The following is a 22,153-nucleotide window of genomic DNA, read 5'->3' as shown; positions in this document are numbered from 1 at the left end:
ATCGAGGCTGCATCTGTGCAGGATGCCGGGCCCGTGTAGGTGGCTGTAGCTGTATTGCAACCAGGTAAGCTCACCGTTACGGTATGACTAGCTCCATCAGAGGTTAGGCCCTGTAGGGAAAAAGTGGCCGTAGACTGATTCGCCGTCACCGCCACTACGGTTGAGATGTTGCCATCGCTAACCGTCAGGTTGCCAGCAACTGCATTACTTAGGTTTACTGTACCTGACAGGCTGTATTGGTTGGTAGCCGCATCACACGGGCTGGGTGTAGCCGTCGTTGTTAGTGAACAGATGGGCGTGCAGGCAAGAACACCCGCCTGGTTGACACCTACATACTGGCCCTGTTGAATCTGAAGGACGCCATTGTTGGCCGGAACGGCATTAAAACTACTAAACGCCGGGTTGACTACTAACGCAGGGTTTCCATCTGGATTACCCACCTTGAAGGTAAGCGTGCCGATACTGATCCAGTCGGCATTCGTAATCAGGGGGCAACTCATGGATGAACTATTGAGCACCATCGTCAGATTGAACAGGCCGGGCGTTGATCCATCGAAACTATGGGCATCCCACAAGGCTTGTCCTCCACAAAGACTATTCGTATCGAAATTGAGCGACTGATAGCTAACAAAGGTTAGCGAAGCCGGATCATAGCTCAGAAAAATAGAGGAAGTACCAATCGAAAAGGAGGTGGCATCGCTTGCCCGAATTTGCATCGTGGCCGTATATTGGCCAGTTGCACAATCCAATTGCGTCGAGAATCTCAGGTCGGCAGTTTGTGCCCGCAGCAAAGAGGACGCCAAACAGATTACCAGTAAACCCAACAGGGTGCTGAGTAGTATACGTCGAAAATTATTCATGATGGTGGTTTATAAATTACCTCAAATTTGTATTCTTATAGACCGGGCGTTCCTATTTTGGATCGGTTGACTACCCAGTGATTGAAATCCTGATTGTTAACGACTCCATTACCATCAGCGTCGATAGACAGGTAACGACCCACAGCCGATGCGTTCACTTTCCATCGGTTATAATCTGTACTGTTGATTACATCGTTGGCATCATAATCACCTGAATACATAGCCAGTTTTCCCCCTATGAGCACAAGTTGCGACGTTCCCCGAGCGGCAGTGGCATCGGTCGTAAAATCAACGAGCTGGTTGTTGGAGATGGGTTGGTTCGATAGAATAGCCAGGTGGCTCCGGTGATGGATCGAGGCATAAATTGGTTCCGACACAGAGGAGAAAACAACGCCTTCAGTTCCGTCGGTATTAATCAGTACTCCATCATTTCGCACAAAGGCAGCTTTCCGGGCCAATACGCTACCCGCTGCATTTCGGGCTACAACCAGCACCCAGTCGGTCACATTGGTCGGGAATGACGAAACTTGTTCAGAGCCCGTATAAAACCAGGGTGCCGATGAGTAAGGCTGTTGTTTAGGAATCAGATTCGAGGAAACCAGCAAGGTATGCATCAGGCCAGTCTGGGCATCGGTAAACCCTTCGAGCAGTAATTTTGCCCGAACCACTATAGACTGCGGACAATTGACTATCAGAACGGAAGTACTTGCCGTACCCGTACAACCAACATCACTGGTGATCGTAACTGAATAGGTACCGGATGCCGCAACAATGAGGCTGGAACTGATCTGGCCAGTATTCCACAAATATTGGCTTCCCTGGCTGGCGACAAGTGTCAGGGATTGACCACTACAGGTTGAAGCCGATGAGGGCGAAATACTTGCCGTTACTTCTGCTGGCTGCCCAACGGTTATAACCAGACTTTGGCTACAGGCCGCATTGGTTACAATAGCCGTATAGCTGCCCGCCGATAAGTTGGTGAAGGTGCCCATTGCATTCGACTGGTTATTCAGTGAATACGAGAACGGAGCCGTGCCGCCAACTGCGGTCAGGCTAACAACCCCATCCTGATTGCCCACACAGTGAACCGGCGTTGCAGCGGCAACCAGACTGAAGCAGGTCGTTGGATTGGAGTTAGACCCATCTATTACGATCGTGTAGTCTTCCGTTTCTCCATAGTTGTAGGGATCACAGGGGCTCACGACTAATCCGTCTGACGCGTATTGACTCCGTAGCCGAAGCCTGGTCGGGCCTGCGCTCACAGAAGCAGGTATCGTGATCGTACTCACCAGTGAGGGGGCAAGATACTGGGTAGGCGACGACTGAAACAGTCGCTCCGTATCGCTAAAGACGCCATCCCGATTACTATCAAGCCAAATAGATAGATGCTGTTTGATATAACTTCCGGCATTCCCTGTAACAGCACTGGCCGTGAACGAATACACATGACTGGGCTGTACGTTAAGCTGAGTAGCGGTAAAGTCTGAGTAACCCGCAGGCCCAGCCCCCGTTGCCACAGACCGTAGCGTAGACTGACTGCCTGTCAGGATAAAATCATCAACTTTCGGTTTAAAGTTGCTAACGGGCCAGGTATATACGGGTATACAATAAAACAGTCCAGAATTGAGGCTAACGACCTGACTATACTGGCTTGATGCGTTTGACGCTTTGACGCGGTAATAATAAATCGTATTTGCGGTCAGGTTGCCATCTACAAATGAAAACAAGCCCGGTGGCAAACTCCCAATAACTGTAAAGTTCGTTGTCGGTTCGAACGATCGTTCGATGAGAAAACCGGCGGCATCACTTCCAGCATACGCAAACTGGATCTGTGCCCCACCCGACTGTATACTGGCGACAAGATTTGTGGGAGCCGAAACCGGGTTATTGGCGCATAGGAGCGCGTATTCATTGCCGGGATCGAGCCGCAGACTTATACCATCTGTTATGCGGGCATACTGCCCAGGAGTAAATGTATGGTCATTGGTACAGGAAAAATAATAGGACATAATATTGGAGACCAACGGCTTGAACAAGTCTCCGTTAGCATCCGTAGTTGTTCCGGAATAAGTACAACCCGACACGGTGGCGCCTGGCATGTTGTAGGGGTCGGCAGGTGTATCACAAACAAAGTCCCCTGCAGTATCACAATTGGGGGCGAATGGTCTACCCTGTTGCGATTCGCCGGGGCGGATCACTAATTCACGGTTGGCTACCGTACTACTCTGATTGCTTTGGAATGTATGGTACAGGTTGAAATAATGCCCTAACTCATGTCCTAGCGTATAGTCCGTTACTTGACTGGCTTTCACAAATACCCGATTTGAGATAGCCAGCGAACTTGGGAAATACGCATAACCTGTGGCCTGGTTACCGCCATAACTTAGTGTATTGGTTAGGTAAACATTGATGGCATAGGACACATCGTTTGCGTTAGCCAGTAAACTCTCTTCGCTATTATCATAATCGAACAGGGCTGTATTATCGATATAATGCGGTTGGGCACCACACAAATAAAAAGCCATACCCACCGGCTGATACAATTGGTTCAGTAGTACTAATGCCTGGTTCAGGCTCGCTACACTGGCCCCTCCGGTTCCATCGCTCCGACGAACGACATGAAACCGAATAGGCATGTATTGAACCTGAGCTGCACGCCGGGCAGATGGGGCTCTTGTACGCTGTGCAAGTAAATCTTCCTGCCGTATAAGTTGATCGTCGGAAAGCTGTGGCGTAGCACAACTTTCCTGTGCTTTACTCAGGCTACTTATCAAAAGTAGGTGTACAGTTAGTAGAATAGCAATAGCTATAGTAACCCTAAACATGGGTACTAAATATTAAAGTTGAACAATTAGGATACTAAATGTGTGGTATTTGTCACAACACAAACAATGTGCCAAAAAATAAAATAGTTTATAGTAAACGGAGCGTAAGTCACTGTCTATAAACAAAAAGCGGTGCTGAGATGTCTCAGCACCGCTTTTATGGAATTTAAATTATCTGCTTTTACATAGGAATTGCGCAGTTGAATTGATTCCCTTTTGGGAACCACTTCACCTTAATGGGAATCCCCAAGCCGGGCTGGTCGTTTTGTTTGCCGAATGACTAATGGCACACAACTTTCGGGCGGGCAACCGCAAACCGTTGGCAAGAGCATCACCGTTACATCCGTATAACAACCTGATGCGTTATACACCCGAATCGTATACGCCTGATTAGCAGCAGGATTAACCAGACTACTTACAATTGTACCCCCCACAGGAATAACCTGTCTGGTACCTGACAACGGAGCAGACTCATTGAAACTGGTCCCCAACGAATATTGATAGGTATAGGTCGCCTTAAAGCCACTGAGCACGATCTTACCGTTAGCCTGAGCGGTATTACCCGTACAGGTGACAGGTACAGCCACAGCCTGGAAGGTTGGTAAGGTATCCTCTTCCACAATGAAAGGGCAGCAACTGAAGTCCGGGCATTTTCCGGTAACGTTATCTACGGCTAAGCTATACGTACCGGGTGCAGTAACTTCCAGAACATTGGTGGTCTGCCCACTGATTTCCACATTATCCTTAAACCATTTGTAACTACTACGACCCGGAACGGTTGTCAACTGGAACAGGTAGACACTGCCAGCGCACATACGGTAGGGTATAGACGTACATGCCGTTGCCGTATCGCCAGGAATAACGGCTGTATTATAAAGGATACCTGAGCTATCGGCAACAGCCTGGAATGTCAGACTCAGACTTTGGCCAGCGCTAATAGACGCAATTGTCCAGGTATTGACAGGACTACCTGACGTAAACGTTGTACCAGCGGGAGCAGTAGCCGAGTTAAGCACATAGGTTAGTCCTATGCTGCTGGAATCCCGGACAACCAGATTGGTGGCGGTCGTTGTCCCGGCATTGGTTACTACGATCGTATACGTGAGTACATCGCCGATTTGGGCTTTGGACTTATCAACGAATTTATCCAGCGACAGGGTTGGTGCAATTGTATAGAAGCCTGCATCCAGGGTGGGGTTAAACTCACCCGCAGCCAGTGTAACCGACTGAGTTCTGCCTGTAATCGGATCGGCATCACTGTCTGCTGTAGATGAGCCTACATGGGTCAATGTAGCCGTCATGCCTGCTGGGGCGGTGAAGCCCACTACATAGCTGTTGCTGCTGCCTAGCGTCAGACCCGTGAAACTATATAAACCTGAGGCATCCGTAACAGTGGTGGCTGACGTTCCTCCGTTGGTGTAGAGTGTCACCGTCACTCCCTCGATTGGCGTATCACCTGTATTCTGAATACCATCTTTGTTAGCATCCAGGAACACATAGTCGCCCAAGCCTGCTGTTGGGATTACGGAGCAGGAAATGGGGGCTGCGTAAGTCGTGCTGCTCGTACCACAACTGCTAAGGCTAGCTGAAACTGTGTGCACCAATCCATCGGCAATCAGGCCATTGAATGTCCCACTCACACCACTTGTGCTGCCCGTGACCGTCAATATCTGACTCGTTACACCATCCGACAAGGTGATACTACCGGCTACAGGATTAGTCAGCAGAACACTCACCGTAGACGAATATGTATTGCTGGCCGGGTTACAGGCGGTATTTGTGACACTGACCGTTAACGAACAAACTGGCGCTGCTGAAGTCGTAATTGTTAGTGGTGCTGTGTCTGAGCAGTTCTTACTGTCAAGCACGCCTATTGTAAAGGACGTTGTAGTAGCCAATGTGGGTGTTCCCGAAATCACACCACTTGTACCATCCAGCGTTAATCCGGCAGGTAGGCTACCAGCCGAGACGGTAAAGCTTACTGGTGCCGTACCACCACTGGTTGTTAGCGTTTGGCTGTAGGCGGCTCCTACCTGACCATTAGCCAGACTGGCGGTCGTTAGCGAAAGTGAGCAAACGGTGCAACTAGCCGGTACAGTATAGATTGCACTGGCAACAGCGTTTGCCAGAGAAGCAACAACCGTGTGTGAAGCGGGCCCATTGCTACTGCCACTCAGGCTAAAGCTGGCCGAGGTTTGCCCAGCCGTTACGCTTACGACACCGATAGTCGTTCCATTGTCGGTAATCGTCAGTGATCCGGCAGGTCTATTAGTCAGACTAACCGTGCCCGTAGCACTGTACTGATTGGTAGCTGAGTTACAAACGGGTGTACTTACTACCACCGCTAGTTGAAGCGGAGCAATTGTACAGGAAGCCGGGGCTGTATAGGTAGTACTTGTTGCTGCGCAACTGGTGGCCGAACTAGTAACAGAAACCGTGTGCACCGTTTCATCAGAAATTAGTCCGCTGAGGGAGAAAGTGACCGATGGCGCACCCGATGAAACAGCAACTGTAGTGCTGTGTGTACCATCCGTAATAGTCAGCGAACCAGCCTGAGCCGATGTAAAGCTGACAGTACCGGCCAGTGTATACTGATTGGTTGCTGATTGGCAAGTACCGGCTGTAACCACCACCGATATAGCGCAGGGGATGGTGCAATTTGTTTGGGGCAACAGTGCCGACACAACAGTATAACAGCAAGGGCCATTGTACAACACGACACTATAGGAGGTACCACTGGTGCTGGTTGGATTAGCCAGACCTGTGAAAGACACCGCGCTAGCCGAAACTGGCGTACTGCCCGTGGCGGTATACGACGGAATGGTTGACGTTGTCATCAAGTAGGCCTTATCAGCATTGGTGATACCAGCCAGGTTGATTTTAGCATCACTTTTCGCCGTTTGTGTTGCGGTGTTACAGGTTGCTGGTGTAACACTTACGCTGGCAACCAGCGTGGATACGCAAGCGAATCCAACATCGAAATTGTGATTGACAAAACCCGTATTACCCGTTGTCAGGCTTATAACAGGTGCAGTAATACCAGCAACTGTAGTTACCAGAGCATCTGAATCATTCAGGTCATTCGCATTCGTTGTCGTACTATTGGCACCTGTCAGGGTCAATTTGCTCCCGTTAACAGTTAGAATGTTGCCACTGAACTGGGTAGCCCCAAAAACTAATGAATAAGCGGTAGTGGCCAGAAGAGTTGTATCTGCTCCGGTACCCAGCCAGGTTCCTGTTGTCAGGTTCGCCTTGTTGGAGAAGTAATACTCCCCTTCTGCGTTGGTGGTAGTTGACGCAATTTTGGTCGTCCCTTTGTACAAATCGACCTGAAGATCAGCTAGTGATTTCTCGCAGGGGTCCTGAATACCGTCTTTGTTGGTATCAACCCAGGCACGGTTACCGATTTCAATAACCTGGAGCAGATCGCAGTTCAAATCGAGCTCGCCCAAGCCAGCAGCTTTCGCAAACGTACCTGGATCAGTACCCGTTGTATAGACAATGGCGGCTGCCTCTGCAACTCCGGTTTCATTATTCCAGTATTTAACACCACCCGAGTTGGCTACCGTAGCAACAGGGTCAATTGTGGCCCCTACTACGTGTCCGCTTCCTGGCTTTAGCGCTAATCCGCCCAGGGCCAGTTCGGTATGAGCAAATTTACTGCCGTCGAAATAGTTATCGTCATAGAATTCGCCAAAACCTGGCCCCTGGTTATTCGTAACGCCCGTACCCGTGAAGGGCCCTACTTTTCCATTATTTTCCAGAATATAGGAGCCATTCGAATTATAGGCGCGCAGGATATCGCCCGCTGCCGGGTTAACTGTATACAGCTGTGTATTGGAAGGATCGGTACTGTAATTGTTATATCCTCCCTGTAGTCCCGTCCGATCGGCGAAGCCCAGCACCATCGAGCCATCAACATCAAATTCAATATCGGCCAGCATAGGTTGCGGGTGTACTAAACTCTTGTATACCGCTGTGCTGGTCGCAATAACCAGATCATCGAATGAATCGGTCCAGGGATACCAGCCTGTACTATCGGCTCCGGCCTGACCCGGCGAGTTTTTAGGCGAAATACCATACCCTTTAGGATAGGTAAGCGGGAAGTCGAAGACCGGGCTAAATGCCGAGCTAGCTGGATCAAAGGCATAGACGTAGGCCCGCATATCTGACTTATTCTGTGACGTTAATGCATCGCAAACGGTACCCACATACAGTTTACCTCCATACACGTGCAACGCCCAAGGACGCGAGCTACCGCCAGCACAGGATGGGTCCGGAATTGTATAGGACTTTACATGGGCACTGGTTGGCTTAGTGCCCGATGTATTGTAAGCAGCAATATCGATGCTATACAGCTTTTTGTCATAGAGGTTAACGAACCAGAGCTTTTGCCCATCCTCCGAAACCTCTAAGCCGCCAATACCAACCTTGCCAATTAAAGAAAATACGGCGGCATCATGGCTGGGCTTGGTTTTGTCGGCCGAAAGGGCGCGTCCTCCCGCACCATTTACGGGTACTAAAGCAGCGCCCACATCAATCCCTAAACTGGATACATCCATGAAACTTTCGGTAGTGGCACTGGCCGAGCTGGTATGGGTTACGTACAGCCCACCAACACCGAGTGGCCCTAAACCAGCATGCCGGTGAAGCGTTGCCGATAAGAATAAATCCTTGGTTAACCGGTTATAGCCCAAGCCCCAAACCGTACCTACTGCATGCGCTTCTGCAATGTGCGTCATACCCGTTGCAGCCGTATTACTTTCATCGTAGGGAAAACTAACAATTGCGTCTGAATTAGCCGATAAAGCAGCATCCGCTACGGCGGGTGATGGGTTAAGGTTTAGTGGGTCCCCATAGGTGTAGCACGGAATAAAAATAGTAGGATTCGACTGACAGTATAGCGTTGGGTTAGCTATACCTAAATTAACCGAACAGGTGGCCTGGCTCACAAATTGAACATTTGATTTACTATTTGCGCCGTAAACCGTTCCCACATCAACGCCGGACGGATCACTAAACTCTACTCGAACCGGGTACTGAATGCTGGTACTACTAAATAGGTATTTCCCATACTGATCTGTTAGAACCGGCCCATATTTGGTACCATTACAGTCATAAGCCGTAACACTAACACTAGAAACGCCCTGTGTTTCGGCCGTCTGCTGAATACCATCTGCATTAAAATCCCGATAAACAATCCCACCTAACTGACTCCCGTTACAGTTGGTTGGCGGACAAGCTGCAGGGAGGCTGAATGTTTGGCTAGCCTGACAACTGGGGCTGTCTGCAAACTGAGCAGTGACCGTACCATTACTAGCGGCTCCCGTTAAGGCAACTTCAAACGCAACGACCTGTGGCGTAACGATATTCTGTGTTCCCTGAATGAGTAGTGTAGTCGGTTGAGGATAGGTTACCGTTGTGATACCAGGAACAATTGTACGGCTTTGTCCAGCAGTTGTAACCACGATATAGTCATTTGTAGGGCCATCCTGCCAGCCTACCTCAACGCTTATGGTTGCTTTGCTAACGCCACTAACCGAATAACAATCTGACACGTCGACTCGGTTAAGCGTTAGTGAGCAGGCAGCTGTTGGCTGCGGAAGCGTAGGTGTAGTTGATGAGGTAGCATAGCTTACTTGTTTACCCTTATCCACTTCACCTGACTTAGGCAACAAGGCAGAAGCCACGAATTCAGCAGAGCCATTATCCTTTAGGAAAGTAGCTGTGAATGTTTTAGCCATCACTGAAACAGCGACAAAAAGGCCTAGCCAGAGAACTGTTCGTAGAAGAGACGGTACAAGATTTTTCATAGAGTTACTGATAGGCTTGATATAAAAAAGGTAATACCAGCAAGGCAACCAATCCCTTTTTATTGCTGGTGTAGTACAACTAGGGCACAACCATCCATACACAGTCTGCAAGGGCTGGACAGGACGATTATTGAATGGGATCAGATTGAATTATTCACTAAACGGCTAACATTAACCACCTATCCATCACCAGCTTAACTAGTAGTATTAGATAGAGAATCAAACAAAATGTAACTAATTTATAAATTATAAATACATTTAATTTTATGTATTGCCGAAAATAGACTAGCAATAATGTAACCGTGAAACTATTGATCTATTTATACTTAAGTAGGTAGGCAAAAAAACATGCTGTATAATGCTATTTTTAAAGCGAACAGACGCTTTCTTCAATATAAATCACTTAGAACTAAAATTAACTTTATCATTAATTATGAATAAAGGATATAACTATACAAATAGACCTTTTTTCAGCATGAATGAACGTTTTTATTAATCAAACACTAGATAATTCTACTTCAATTTGCACAGAATTTGTATAGATGTGGAATGGCTTACTTACTCAACATAAACTTATAGTATCTCTACATTAATTTATTGTATTCTAATTATGCTACTTCTATCACTACCAGAGTTAAAGCGGTCTTTACCATTACTAATGAATGCATTGTAGCAGAATGCAAACCAGTAGTAAGGCGAAACCTTGGGATTGAGGTATTGATAGAGAAGACGAATTACAGAAACTTGATCGGTGTAGAGGCCCAACCAGCTAAACTCTTTTAATTGCCAGTAGTTAGTCAATAACCAGGAATAGACGGTACTAATCAATACCAAAAACGACTCTTGACTAAACAAGTGATAGCCATGGAAAATACGAACAACGCCGATCAGCAAAGCCCCGACCAAACGTTAGGTAATTCATTAAAGGGCCTATCTCCCCAACATAACAATGCACCCGACAACGATGATGACGAAGGGGCCGTTGTTTATGCAGGCTTAGGCATTAATAACAGTCCAGACATTTTGAATCCTGGCGAAGAAGAAGCATCAGACACTCTTTTATATACCGATACAGCTACAGCACGCCATGCAACAGACGAGCTATCAAACGACGAAGAACTCGACGAATTTTCGGCCGATGATCTATCAGATGACGATCTGTCGGACGATGAACTAGAGAAGGAAATTACCGAACTCGCCGAAGAGGAAGAAGAAGGGAACGAACGGTATTGATAATTCAGTCTAAGCCTGTCGACTTGCGGGTACTGTAACCGGTACCCGCAACCACTGACTTACGGTCTGCATCAGCACAGGTGAGTAATTATGGTCTTCTGGCTCAGGCAGGCTTAGGTTGTGTAGTTCAGTCGTAATGTAGTTCTTACAGGCTACAAACGCCGATATAACCTCTTGCTGCTCAACATCAATGAGCAGATAATCATACTGACGGAGCAATAAATGAATCCGCATGACCAGCTCAGGCTCACCCAAGAGTGTTTCAGTTTGAATTTTACCCGGCCAGGGCATAGGCAGGCAGCTAAGCCATTGCGTTAGGTTCTCATTAGCCTCCTGTTTAGCGGTACGGTGAGCGGCAGCTTTCAGCGGTTGATCTGGATCAGCGGAGAGCCCAAAGGCATAGACAACTGTTAAATCAATTGAGTCCGATTGATTTTGCATCCAACGGTTTACCGATAAGGCTAAGTCAACAGAACAGTCAGTGAGCAGCAGGGCTTTTTTCATACGGTATCGTACCAAGTATTCCTGTCAAAATTACGCCGTCATCTGCCCTTGCTACTTGAGCTAGCTCAATCCAAAACCTGATTCTGGTCAATGGCAGGTTAGTGCTATTCTAGTTCACCCACACCACTGCCAGATCCAGTCTGCTACTCATCCCGTTTAATTCTGCTGATGCTAAGGGATTCTATAGCAACAACAGCATCAACAGTTGTACGGTTACCAGTTGGCCCGACGGAGTTTATCGGGTTTCAGTATCCGGATGCCCCCCCCGCTCACCTCAATCAGGCCATCCTGTTTGAATTCACTCAGAGTACGAATTAGTGATTCCGTAGCTGTGCCAATAACGGCCGCCAGGTCATCACGAGAAAGCTGAATAGGAGGAGCCGGGTCTCCATTGGGCAGAGGCTCCTGAAGTCGCAACAAGGCATCGGCCACACGCCGACGGAGTGAGCTGTAGGCCATACCCAGCAACTGATCTTCTTTTTCACTAACACGCCCGGCCAGCAGGCGCACAAACTGACGCCCTACTTCAGGCTGGGCTATGAGCAGTTGCCGAAAATCATCTTTAGGAATATACACCAGTTCCGAGTCATCGAGCGTGAGGGCGGAGTCGGTATAGGCCGTTTCCTCGAGCAAAGCCAGGTCTCCAAAAAATTCCCCTGGCCCGTACAGGCCCGTTACCAGCTCTTTACCATCTGTATTGGCGCGAGTTGTTTTGACCCGTCCACTTTTTAGAAAATAAAGGCGTGTTGGCTCATCGCCTTCAGTATAAACAAACTGTTTTTTAGAAACGTGATGCGTTTTTCGATCAGCAGATAAACTTTGCAGACCTCCACCTACTTTACGGGCGTCGTCCAGAAACTGCGTGAGCCCCTCCTGTTGCAGATTATAGCTCTCGGCCCGAAGTTTATTAAACCGGTTCAGGCGTCCTTCAACCGCACTCAGCAATTCAGTATCATCGAATGGCTTGGTCAGGTAGTCGTCGGCACCCAATTCCATACCTTTTCTAAAGTCAACCCGTTCGGATTTAGCCGTCAGGAAAATAAACGGAATACCATTTAGGTCTGGATTTTTATTAACGATATGTAATACGCCATAGCCATCTAAAACGGGCATCATAATGTCGCAGATAATCAAGTCTGGATGATCGGCGAGGGCCAGTTCAACACCGAGCTTACCATTTTCGGCAGTCAGCACGCGGTAACCGGATAATTCCAGAATCTCTGCCGTGTTCTCCCGAATATCGGCATTGTCTTCAATGAGCAGAATAGTTTTCATGAGGGAGGAAATGTAAGGGTAATGGTAGTGCCTTCGCCTAACTGGCTGGTCAACTCAATTGTGCCACCCAGCAGTTCAAGGTATCTGGCAACGATATGCAGGCCAAGACCCGTACCAGCAAAATTAGTTGCGTTTCTGGCTCTAAAAAAGCGTTCGAACAGGTGTTTTTGGTCTTCCGGCGAAATACCAATACCCTGATCGCTGATGGTTAGCTGAAAGACGCTTTCATGGCTATGAGCAACCAAATTAATGTCCTGATTATCGCCAGAGTATTTAATTGCATTAGACAATAAATTCACCAAAATTTTTCGTAGGAGCGATGGATCACTACGCACTGGCAGCAAGCAGTCTATCTGAGTTTGAATCTGTTGTCCAGGCTTCAGCATGTCCCGTAAATCGGTCACTACTTCGGCTACTAGCCCATACACATCAACCTCCGACCAGATGGCGTCAAGCCGTCCTTCTTCAAGCCGCCCTACCGACAGAAACTCCTCTAAAATATTGTTTAGATGGTTAACGGACGATTTAATCCGGTGAACATGCCGCAACCGCTTATCCTGTTGATCGGCATTCGGGTATTTTTCAATCAACGATGCCGAGGTTAACACCGCACTCAGTGGAGTTCTGAACTCGTGCGACGCCATTGACACAAATCGGGACTTCAACTCGCCCAATTCACGCTCGGCCACCAGTGCTTTTGCCAGCTCATCTTTCGACCCTTCCAGCTGATGTAAAGTGGCCATGAGAGCATGGGTTCGATCAGCCACTTTCTGTTCTAACTCGGCATTGAGTTGTTCAATACGGCTTTTCTGTTCGAGTAATGTTTGCTCGGCCTCTTTTTTGGCGGTAATATCAATAATGTAGCCTACTGCCAGGAGCGTATTCTCTCGATAAAAGTAGCTCAAACTGATTTCGGCCGGGAATATTGAACCATCTTTCCGTTTGGCGTACAAATCGCGTCCGTGACCCATAGCCCGTATTTGCGGATTAGCGTTGAACGAAGCGCGCAACTGGGCATGGCGTTGCACAATCGAATCAGGCACAAGTGCGTCAACAGATATGGTCGTCATTTCGTCCTCATCGTAGCCAAATAAAGCACGAGCATACCGATTCGCGGAAACAATACGGCCCTGTTCATTCGAAACGATGATGCCAATGGTAGCATGGGAAAAAACGGCCTCAAACGAGTCGTCGAACATAGATGTAATCAGGCAAAATGATTCTGGATGCTTATGGCTACTATGGGCTCTATGGAGCTAATACGTTGTTTATTAATACACTAGAATCTACAGAGTCCAAAGCATCCACAGAATCCCTGGTAAAAGCTATTTGCAAAGTAAGCGTGTATGCGCCTGATACAGCTGATTAAAATCAGTTTTTCAGTTGATCTGTCTCAGCCTTTGGTTGGCATAAGTACGCCAATTTTGAGACATTAACCGGATTATTGTCATGACACCTCATTCTTCGTTGCTGACAGATGCACCCCAACGACCTGTGCTGTTGATATTTACATCTGCATCTCCAGCTCAACGTGTCGAAATCGACCAACTTCTGGAAAAGGCCCGATTCATCTTAAATCCAGCCGTAAGGGTCATGCGCGTGAGTGAATCAACCCACCCCGAAGTGGTTCATAGCTTCGGATTTACGTCTTTACCCGCTTTTGCCTTAGTTCGGCAAGGGCAGGAATTATGGCGTTATTCAGGTCCGGTCGATAGTCCCGATCTTTTCAACCAAATGGAACAGACTTTTCTAAGAAACTAACAACTAGCCTATATGAACCCTACAACTTCCACTACTTCGGTATCTACAACCACCTGCCATCAGGACCACCAGCACTGGCAATATATTATTCGCCAACAGGAAGAAGAAATTCGTCAACTTAGGTCGCTGTTACTCGAAGTAATGGAACAATACAACTGTCGTAGCCTGCGCCACGACGCCGTCGATTATTACCGAGACCTGAACCACCTCCAAACCAAGCTCAATCGGCTGCACCGCGACATGATTTGCGAAGGTGCCGATTGCCCCGCCGACATCCAGCAACTGGAGTGCACCAATACGCGCTTTGGCTTATCGGCCACTATTGAGCGCCATACTACGGCCCTTGTCAACGAATTTTCCCGGATCAAAGACGGCTGCCTTCAGTTCCTGTCGGGCATGATGAGCCTGAATCTATTGTAAGTTTGTGGTTTGACGTTCGAGGTTTGATGTTTACCGGTTCCAATTGGTCTTATTCACCAACTTGCGCCTGTAAACATCAAACCTCGCACTAAAAACGTCAAACTGCCTATGTACGACCGTCTTCAAACCCACATTGCCCGACTGGTTGACCTTACGGAAGACGAGTTTACGTTCCTGAAAACGCTTTTTATTCCTAAAAAACTTCGCCGAAAACACTATCTTCTACAGGAAGGAGACATCTGCAAGTACATTACATTTGTCGATAAAGGGCTTTTACGGGCTTACACCGTCGATAGCAAAGGAACTGAACACATTGTGCAATTTGCGCCTGAAGGCTGGTGGACCAGTGATATGTATAGCTTCCTGACGGGCGAACGCTCCGACTATACCATTGAAGCCCTGGAAGATGCCGAGCTGCTCCTGGTGGATCGGGCGAATATGGAGCGAATGGTAAGTGGTGTCCCCAAAATGGAACGCTATCTGCGCATTATGCTTCAGAATAATTACGTAGCCACCCATCGTCGGATCGTGTTATCACTAAGCCAGTCGGCCGAAGAAAAATACACCGAATTCGTGCAGCGCTACCCCGAGATTGTGCAGCGCGTTCCGCAGCATATGATTGCCTCCTATCTGGGCATTACGCCCGCCTTTCTCAGCCGAATCCGGGCTCGAAAACATACCAACGACTAGTTTACATTTCTATGCCTGCTTCCTCACAGGCCGTTTTTTTACTGGCAATCCAGGCGTTCTATGAGGACACAGACTAGTGTAATAGAAACCAAATATAGCCTAGCAGGCAACGCCAAAATGTTCTATTTTTGCTTTAGATAAACATATACGCATCTATACCACAAACATATGCTCCCGAAAATAGCTGCCTTGGGATTAGCCCTATCTACATTATACTGCACACTTGTTTGTGCCCAAACACCCGCTACCAGGTTTACGTTACTACGCGTGGGTAAGCTTTATGATAGTGATACCCGTACGTTCCTCAAAGACCAGCAGATTCTTATTCAAAATGACCTTATTCGTGATGTAGGTGTGAAGCTTGCCGTTCCCAAGGGCACAACAATTATTGATCTAGCCCATTGTACGCTTACTCCCGGTCTGATTGATGCGCATACTCATTTACTCATTGAGCAGAAAACGCAAACGGAAACGGGTTTCCAGGAAGCTGCCAAGCTGCCCGCTCAGCAACGCATCGAGCAAGGCCTTACTATTGCAAAACAACATCTTCAAGCCGGGATTACCACCGTTCGGGATGTAGGGAATTCGGGGCAGTATCTGGATATTCGTCTACAAAAACTACTCCTCGCGAATAAGGCACTAGGGCCGAGTTTGTATGCTTCAGGACCAATTATGAGTCCACCCGGAGGGCAATTTGGTAAGCTTTTCCCCGCCGATAGTTTCATCATTGATCAGGAATATCGGGTTATCCGGGGAGCCGCCGATGCGCGAACCGCCGTTTTAGACCATATTAAACAGGGCGTTAATGTCATTAAAGTTTGCATGAACACCGATAATCGCGTTTTAGCCCCAGAAGAGATTAAAGCGATTGTCTTAACCGCCCACGCCCATCAGATTCCCGTTACGGCCCATGCTACCTATGATGAATCGGCACGGGATGCGGTTTTAGCCGGCGTTGATGGAATTGAACATGGCTATTCGTTATCGGATAGTACCTTGAGCCTGATGGCCGAACGAAAGGTTTACTTAGTGCCAACTGATGTCTCCATCCACAAAGGGAAGTTATTGGTAGCGGGTATCGGCATGAAAGGGAAAGAAGCTGATGATTATTTGACCACTAATCTAAATGCCTTTCACGACCGCCTGCGAAGAGCCGTTAAAAAGGGTATTATGATTGTTTCAGGATCAGACTACTATAATTTCATTAAAGGGATTGAGCGGGGTAATGGAGCTACCGATGTGTTGTTAGCTTATCATGAAGCAGGCATTCCTGTACCAGACGTACTAGGATTTGCGACCACGAATGCAGCCAAAGCGCTAGGGATTTCTCCCACGTATGGTTCCCTACGAAAGGGGTCGAAAGCGAACCTGGTGGCCTTTCAGGGCGACTTGGAGGGCAACTTCGCCGAGGTCTTATTTTCGGTCAGGGCCGTCTTCCATGAAGGGCAACTGGTTTATGAGTCGGCAAAAAAATAATGGTCCGTTTTGTACTTTACGCCAGGGTGGCCTTTCCTCATTTGACACCCGCTCCCGGACTATTTTTTTTATCTAGGGCTCCTCTCAGCCTATGTCCTCAAAGACTGTAGTTGTACTAGCCATCCAAGTAGTTTGAGAAGGCACAGACCGAGGCAATAGAAACCAATCCAGGGGTAGCAGTCGGCAAGAAAATGTTATAGTTTTGCCCTAGGTTAACCTATACAACCGGAAAACTATGCTTCACTACATCATCTGGAATGTTGACCCTGAAATCGTCCGTATTGGTTCCTGGCCAGTGCGGTGGTACGGCTTACTGTTTGCCACCGGGTTCCTGCTTGGGGTTCAGGTTATGACACACATTTTCAGAACTGAAAAGAAGCCTCTTGCTGATACCGACTCCCTGCTAACGACAATGGTGATTTCAACGATTCTGGGGGCGAGACTAGGGCACTTTTTGTTTTATGAGCCCTACATGTTCATCAAGAATCCGTTGCGCATTATAACTCCGCCTTTTGATGGATTAGCGAGTCATGGGGCTATTATAAGCATCATTATTGGCCTTTGGCTCTATTCGCGTCGCCAGTCCAGTCAAGCGAGCGGTCAAACGTTTTTGTGGGTTGCCGACCGTATATGCATTACCATAGCCTTAGCGGGAGCCTTTATCCGGTTTGGCAATCTGATGAACTCCGAGATTTTTGGGAAACCGACTACTCTCCCCTGGGCGTTCGTCTTTCTAAGAGATCATGAGTTTAGCCAGGTACCCCGTCATCCCACTCAGTTGTACGAATCCTTATCCTACCTACTTCTTTTCGTTATCTTATTCTGGTATTGGAAAGCGTACCGTAATCAATCAGCGCCGGGTACAATGCTCGGTATATTTCTAATCTGGACGTTTGGTTTCCGGTTTGTCTGGGAGTTTTTCAAGGAAAATCAGGTGGCCTTTGAAGACAGTATGAGCCTTAATATGGGGCAACTGCTGAGTATACCGGCAATTCTGCTCGGTCTGATTTTATTGTTAAGAAACGTTATCAGACCTGCTTCATTAATTCCGGTAGCCCTGGTTATTCAGTCATCAAGTCTTTGCTATCAATGCGATTATCAGTCAGCTTTGCCAGCATCCAGCCAGGATCACTCTACCAGGTGTGATGATTTAATTTCCAGTAAACGGCTCCTTAAAACAAGACGTTTCCAAAATCATATAACAAAGGCAACAAAGCCAGTTTCTCCATCGAGTTCAGTAGCCTGATCTGTACCATAAACCCCTTACCTCTCCTGGGCCTGTGGAAACACAGGCCTTATTTTTTCCAGCAATCCAGGCGAGTATGAAGTAATAGGAGGTCAAATCGTACCCGATCACATGATTATGAAATCGCTGGCTTACTTAAATAGGGCTTTCGCAAAAAGCCGTGCCACGGTTTATTTCTGCATCATGTAAGAACCGTGGCACGGCTTTTTGCGAAAGCCCTGTTCAATACGTTTTCAGTAATGCTTTGGCCTCCTCGGCGGTTAGTAGGGATATACAACCATGACGGGCTGCATCCGGAAAACGTATGTCTTCGTCAACCGTCCAATGAATCAAATCAGGCGAGTACGAAGCCCCAAATCGGTTCGTCATACAGTAATCATACAGCAACAACCACCCAGGCTTGATCGGGTCTTTTATAATCGTGGGGCCTTCCGTGATAACTGGTACTAGTTGCCCATTATTCAAAGGCCCTTCAATAACATGATAAGGCCCCTCAAGTTTGCTGGAGCTAGCTACCCGAATAGCCCGCCTTTCGCCGGTTTTAGCGCCAAACTCTTCCTCTTTATGAAACAGGTAATACGTGCCTTTATGCGCTAACAAAGTGCCATCGATCACTGAGTAAGGCGGGGCAAATAGTACCTGAGCGGGCGTAAATGTTTTCCAGTCACGTGTTTTACAGTACCACAGCCGACTTTCCTTCCAGCCCACATCTTTAAACGACGACGACCAGAATAAAATATATTCGGCTGTTTTGTCATCATAGAACCATTCGGGAGCCCAAATATTTCCGGCAAAGGCCCCTGACTCATTCCGTACATCTTTCATCAGGGGCAAAGGGCCTTCAAGCTGCCAATGAATCAAATCCCTGGACGTCATATAAAGACAGCTTGGCCCTACCTTCTCCCGGTCAACGCTTTTTCCGCCACCCGTTGATAAGATTCGCCAAAGTCCATCGGGGCCTCGACGTACATAGGGATCGCGGACATGCTGGTCCCAAACCGGTTTATTGTCATTTAAAGGAGTCCAATGCCGCCCATCGGTTGATAAGGCAATGTGCAACTTATTAATCAGCATGGGGTCAGGCAAGGGAACCTCAATTATGTTTCCCTTGGCATCAACCTCAATCCGGGTAGGATAACGCTGACGAAAATAGGTCAACATCCAGACGTTTTTACCATCTTCAATCTTAAGTTGTTTCTGAGCCATTAAATCAGCGGACATTACGTCGCTTTTAGATTGCGCCAACGCTACTTCCAGCGTAATGATCAAAACAATAAATACTGTTGTAAGCCGCATCATACTACTAGTTTGCCTGTACCTTAAAAAGGAATCCTGCTCCTGGTTTCTAACGATATAAGCCATGCTAATACTTGTAAATCTGGCTGTGATGATGGCTAAACGTAAAATATCATTGAATGAACTGTCGGAAAAGTGGTTCTCACCCTTGCCAATCTGTCGATACTGAAAACCGGAAAAGCGAAAGCCATACGATTCAGCACCCTTGAGGCTATTTGTAAAGCATTGGATTGCCAGCCAGGCGATTTACTGGCGTATGAGTAGTAGGAGAGCTTTCTCAATTTGACTACAAATCCCCTCAATTAGACTACAGCTGACGAATTGGATAGCCTGACCTTTGATGCATCATTAAAAGGTACAACACATGATACATCAGAATGAGAAGGTAAGCGATCAACCTGCGCCAACGCCTGTAACATCGCCTAAAGTCTGGTTCATTACGGGCGCTTCCCGTGGGTTTGGGCGCGTTTGGGCCGAAGCCGCTCTGAAGCGTGGCGACAAGGTGGCGGCTACCGCACGCAAAGTAGAAAGCATTGCCGACCTGAAAGAAAACTATGGCGAAAACGTGCTCACACTCGCGCTTGACGTGACACGGCCTGAGCAGGTAAAAACTGCCGTAGAGCAAGCGCACGAACACTTCGGCAGGCTTGATATTGTGCTTAATAATGCCGGTTATTCACTGGTTGGCACCATTGAGGAAGCCAGCGCGGACGATATTCGTGCCCTGTACGAAACGAACATCATTGGCCCGGTTTCTGTTATTCAGGCGGCTTTGCCCTTATTGAGAAAGCAGGGGGGGCGGTCACATTCTCGGCACATCGAGCAACCTGGGTCATGTAACGTTACCCGTTATCGGTTATTACTGTTCGTCGAAATGGGCATTCGAAGCGATTCATGAAAGCCTGGCCACGGAAGTAAAACCGTTTGGGATCAACGTAACCATTATTGAACCGGGTGCCTATGCCACCGAGTTTGGAAGCCAGGAATCTCTGAAGTTCGCACAAGGGCTCGACATTTACGCTGATTTTAAAACCCATTTTTTTGGTGAGTTAAGATCTCTGGAAAGAGGTGATCCAGCGGCAACGCCTGAAGCGCTTTTCAAGGTAGTAGATGCCGAAAATCCCCCCCTACGTTTCTTTCTGGGCAGTCATAATTTGCCCTGGGTACGTACTGCCTATGCTGAACGGATGGCAACCTGGGAGGAATGGGCCGACGTTTCCAACGCGGCTCAGGGTCAGGCCAGTTAAGGAACCTGGACGCAGGAAAATTGATTGATAAAATAGCCATGATAACCGATAGTCAGCCTGATATCGGTTATCCTGTTTTATGTACTGAGCTATGAAAAAAGAAGAAAACAGCCCTTATAAAATTGAATCGCTGGCCGATGCACACCGGGCCTTTGGTTTACCAAAGCCTAAACATCCGTTGGTTAGTCTGATCAACGGTGCTCATACCCCCGTAGCCATGAATGCCATACCGGGCGCTCATGTACTGGGTTTCTATAAAATATCGTACAAACCAAAACTCGGCGGCAAATTAAAGTACGGCCAGAGTTATTATGATTTTGATGAAGGTGGTTTGTTATTCGCTGCGCCGGGCCAGGTAATCGGCAGCAGTCACGACGATGGCAGCATATGTTCGCAGTATACACTGCTTATTCATCCGGATTTCTTTTTAGGGTGTTCGCTGGCCAAAACCATCAAGCAGTATGGCTTCTTCTCGTATTCAACCAATGAAACGCTGCATCTTTCGGAAGAGGAAAAAGAAACGATCATTGATATCTTTAAAATGATCGAAAAGGAGTTGAACAGCCGAATCGACGATTTCAGCCAGGGCGTTGTTATTTCTCAAATTGAGCTATTGATGAACTATGCGAATCGTTTTTACAAACGTCAGTTCATTACCCGCAAAGCCGTAAACCACGATCTCCTACAAAGGCTAGAAGAGGTGTTGGATCATTATTTTACCGATGAAACCTCGTTAAGCCAGGGATTACCGACAGTCGGCTATCTGGCGGATCATTTAAACCTGTCGCCTAGTTATTTAAGTGATATGCTGCGATCATTGATCGGGCAAAGTGCACAGCACTATATTCATGATAAACTGATCTCAGCCGCAAAAGAAAAGCTATCTACCACCAATTTATCGGTAAGCGAAGTGGCTTACGCGTTGGGATTTGAGCACTCGCAATCGTTTAGTAAACTCTTTAAAACGAAAACGAATCTGTCGCCCCTGGAATTCAGGCGGTCGTTCAATTAAACAGATTTTCAACGATTGTTCCCGTTTTGTAAGCGCACTTTATCTAAGTCTCAAAAAAGCCCGTGGATGTTGCACCCTAGCTCACTACCGATGATAGTCAATTAGCCAGGACGCAGGCCATATTTTTACTAACAATTCAAGCGTTCTAGGAGGTCACAGACCGAGGCAGTAGCAAGCAAATCTAGCCCAGTAGTCTACAAGAAAATGTTATACTTTTGATTCAGGCTACCATAATGCCACTTATACGACAGAAAAATATCTACCCTTCAAAACTTCCAAAATGATTCACTGTAAACTTCTGCCGGTAATGAAAAACATATTATATATCCTGACCATTATGGGGCTTCTAAGCTTCCAAACACCTGTACCGGTAGAATTGTCAGGAACCTCCTGGAAAGGAAAAGCTTTTCTGCCTAACGTCACGGTAGTCATTATGAAATTATTCTCCGGATAAATACGCCATTAAACGATGGGGTGAAACGCCCCCCGGCCCCT

The 22,153-nt window shown here is 47.5% G+C and carries 17 protein-coding genes and 1 pseudogene; 11 read left to right on the top strand and 7 right to left on the bottom strand.

The window, feature by feature from the left end; all coding sequences use genetic code 11:
• The 3 genes from ACYVGO_RS18840 to ACYVGO_RS18830 form a co-directional block, all read right to left on the bottom strand.
• The coding region (locus ACYVGO_RS18840) for a hypothetical protein (protein ID WP_460970565.1) at positions 1–860 on the bottom strand (860 nt) is incomplete at its 3' end.
• A gap of 35 nt (positions 861–895) precedes the next feature.
• Positions 896–3,685: a GEVED domain-containing protein gene (locus ACYVGO_RS18835; RefSeq protein ID WP_460970564.1), complete on the bottom strand. Its 2,790-nt coding sequence runs from the start codon at positions 3,683–3,685 to the stop codon at positions 896–898.
• Positions 3,686–3,918: 233 nt separating this feature from the next.
• Positions 3,919–9,498: an SdrD B-like domain-containing protein gene (locus tag ACYVGO_RS18830; RefSeq protein WP_460970563.1), complete on the bottom strand. Its 5,580-nt coding sequence runs from the start codon at positions 9,496–9,498 to the stop codon at positions 3,919–3,921.
• Between the two features lie 864 nt (positions 9,499–10,362).
• Between ACYVGO_RS18830 and ACYVGO_RS18825 the strand changes: the two genes are divergently transcribed.
• Entirely contained in the window at positions 10,363–10,731 is a 369-nt protein-coding gene (locus ACYVGO_RS18825) for a hypothetical protein (RefSeq protein ID WP_460970562.1), read from the top strand.
• A gap of 9 nt (positions 10,732–10,740) precedes the next feature.
• Here ACYVGO_RS18825 and ACYVGO_RS18820 read toward each other — a convergent pair whose 3' ends face one another.
• The 3 genes from ACYVGO_RS18820 to ACYVGO_RS18810 all read right to left on the bottom strand — a co-directional run bounded on the left by ACYVGO_RS18820 (position 10,741) and on the right by ACYVGO_RS18810 (position 13,709).
• Positions 10,741–11,235, bottom strand: a complete 495-nt coding sequence (locus ACYVGO_RS18820; protein WP_142775164.1) for a hypothetical protein — start codon at positions 11,233–11,235, stop codon at positions 10,741–10,743.
• A gap of 213 nt (positions 11,236–11,448) precedes the next feature.
• Positions 11,449–12,510 carry a response regulator gene (locus tag ACYVGO_RS18815; protein ID WP_460970561.1) on the bottom strand — a complete coding sequence of 354 codons (1,062 nt, stop codon included), beginning with the start codon at positions 12,508–12,510 and terminating at the stop codon, positions 11,449–11,451.
• Entirely contained in the window at positions 12,507–13,709 is a 1,203-nt protein-coding gene (locus ACYVGO_RS18810; RefSeq protein WP_460970560.1) for a PAS domain-containing sensor histidine kinase, read from the bottom strand. The genes ACYVGO_RS18815 and ACYVGO_RS18810 overlap by 4 nt, the downstream gene beginning before the upstream one ends.
• 250 nt (positions 13,710–13,959) lie before the next feature.
• Between ACYVGO_RS18810 and ACYVGO_RS18805 the strand changes: the two genes are divergently transcribed.
• The 5 genes from ACYVGO_RS18805 (at position 13,960) to lgt (ending at position 18,103) form a co-directional block, all read left to right on the top strand.
• Positions 13,960–14,271: a YbbN family protein gene (locus ACYVGO_RS18805; protein WP_142775167.1), complete on the top strand. Its 312-nt coding sequence runs from the start codon at positions 13,960–13,962 to the stop codon at positions 14,269–14,271.
• A 12-nt stretch (positions 14,272–14,283) separates the two neighbouring features.
• On the top strand, positions 14,284–14,691 hold the full coding sequence (locus ACYVGO_RS18800; RefSeq protein ID WP_460970559.1) for a hypothetical protein: 408 nt from the start codon (positions 14,284–14,286) through the stop codon (positions 14,689–14,691).
• Positions 14,692–14,799: 108 nt separating this feature from the next.
• Positions 14,800–15,381 (top strand): Crp/Fnr family transcriptional regulator, encoded by a 582-nt coding sequence (locus ACYVGO_RS18795; protein WP_460970558.1) that lies wholly within the window; start codon positions 14,800–14,802, stop codon positions 15,379–15,381.
• Positions 15,382–15,549: 168 nt separating this feature from the next.
• Positions 15,550–16,857 (top strand): amidohydrolase family protein, encoded by a 1,308-nt coding sequence (locus ACYVGO_RS18790; protein ID WP_460970557.1) that lies wholly within the window; start codon positions 15,550–15,552, stop codon positions 16,855–16,857.
• Positions 16,858–17,092: 235 nt separating this feature from the next.
• Complete coding sequence (gene lgt / locus ACYVGO_RS18785) at positions 17,093–18,103, top strand: prolipoprotein diacylglyceryl transferase (RefSeq protein ID WP_460970556.1); 1,011 nt, start codon at positions 17,093–17,095, stop codon at positions 18,101–18,103.
• Positions 18,104–18,325: 222 nt separating this feature from the next.
• Here lgt and ACYVGO_RS18780 read toward each other — a convergent pair whose 3' ends face one another.
• Positions 18,326–19,402 carry a glycoside hydrolase family 43 protein gene (locus ACYVGO_RS18780; protein WP_460970555.1) on the bottom strand — a complete coding sequence of 359 codons (1,077 nt, stop codon included), beginning with the start codon at positions 19,400–19,402 and terminating at the stop codon, positions 18,326–18,328.
• 61 nt (positions 19,403–19,463) lie between these two features.
• On the opposite strand from ACYVGO_RS18780, the pseudogene ACYVGO_RS18775 reads away from it, so the two are divergent.
• The 5 genes and pseudogenes from ACYVGO_RS18775 to ACYVGO_RS18755 all read left to right on the top strand — a co-directional run bounded on the left by ACYVGO_RS18775 (position 19,464) and on the right by ACYVGO_RS18755 (position 22,112).
• A pseudogene (locus tag ACYVGO_RS18775) lies at positions 19,464–19,663 on the top strand (helix-turn-helix domain-containing protein).
• Positions 19,664–19,763: 100 nt separating this feature from the next.
• A complete protein-coding gene (locus ACYVGO_RS18770) occupies positions 19,764–20,297 on the top strand; it encodes an SDR family NAD(P)-dependent oxidoreductase (RefSeq protein WP_460970554.1) in 534 nt (177 codons plus the stop codon).
• A complete protein-coding gene (locus ACYVGO_RS18765; protein ID WP_460970568.1) occupies positions 20,206–20,646 on the top strand; it encodes an SDR family NAD(P)-dependent oxidoreductase in 441 nt (146 codons plus the stop codon). Before ACYVGO_RS18770 ends, ACYVGO_RS18765 begins: the two co-directional genes overlap by 92 nt.
• A gap of 91 nt (positions 20,647–20,737) precedes the next feature.
• Positions 20,738–21,658, top strand: a complete 921-nt coding sequence (locus ACYVGO_RS18760) for a helix-turn-helix domain-containing protein (protein ID WP_460970553.1) — start codon at positions 20,738–20,740, stop codon at positions 21,656–21,658.
• Between the two features lie 307 nt (positions 21,659–21,965).
• On the top strand, positions 21,966–22,112 hold the full coding sequence (locus ACYVGO_RS18755; RefSeq protein ID WP_460970552.1) for a hypothetical protein: 147 nt from the start codon (positions 21,966–21,968) through the stop codon (positions 22,110–22,112).
• The last annotated feature ends 41 nt before the right edge of the window (positions 22,113–22,153 follow it).

The sequence above is a fragment of the Spirosoma migulaei genome, assembly GCF_054776855.1.
The sequence above is the reverse complement of the archived record's forward strand: the minus strand, read 5'-3'. Positions and strand labels throughout refer to the sequence as shown.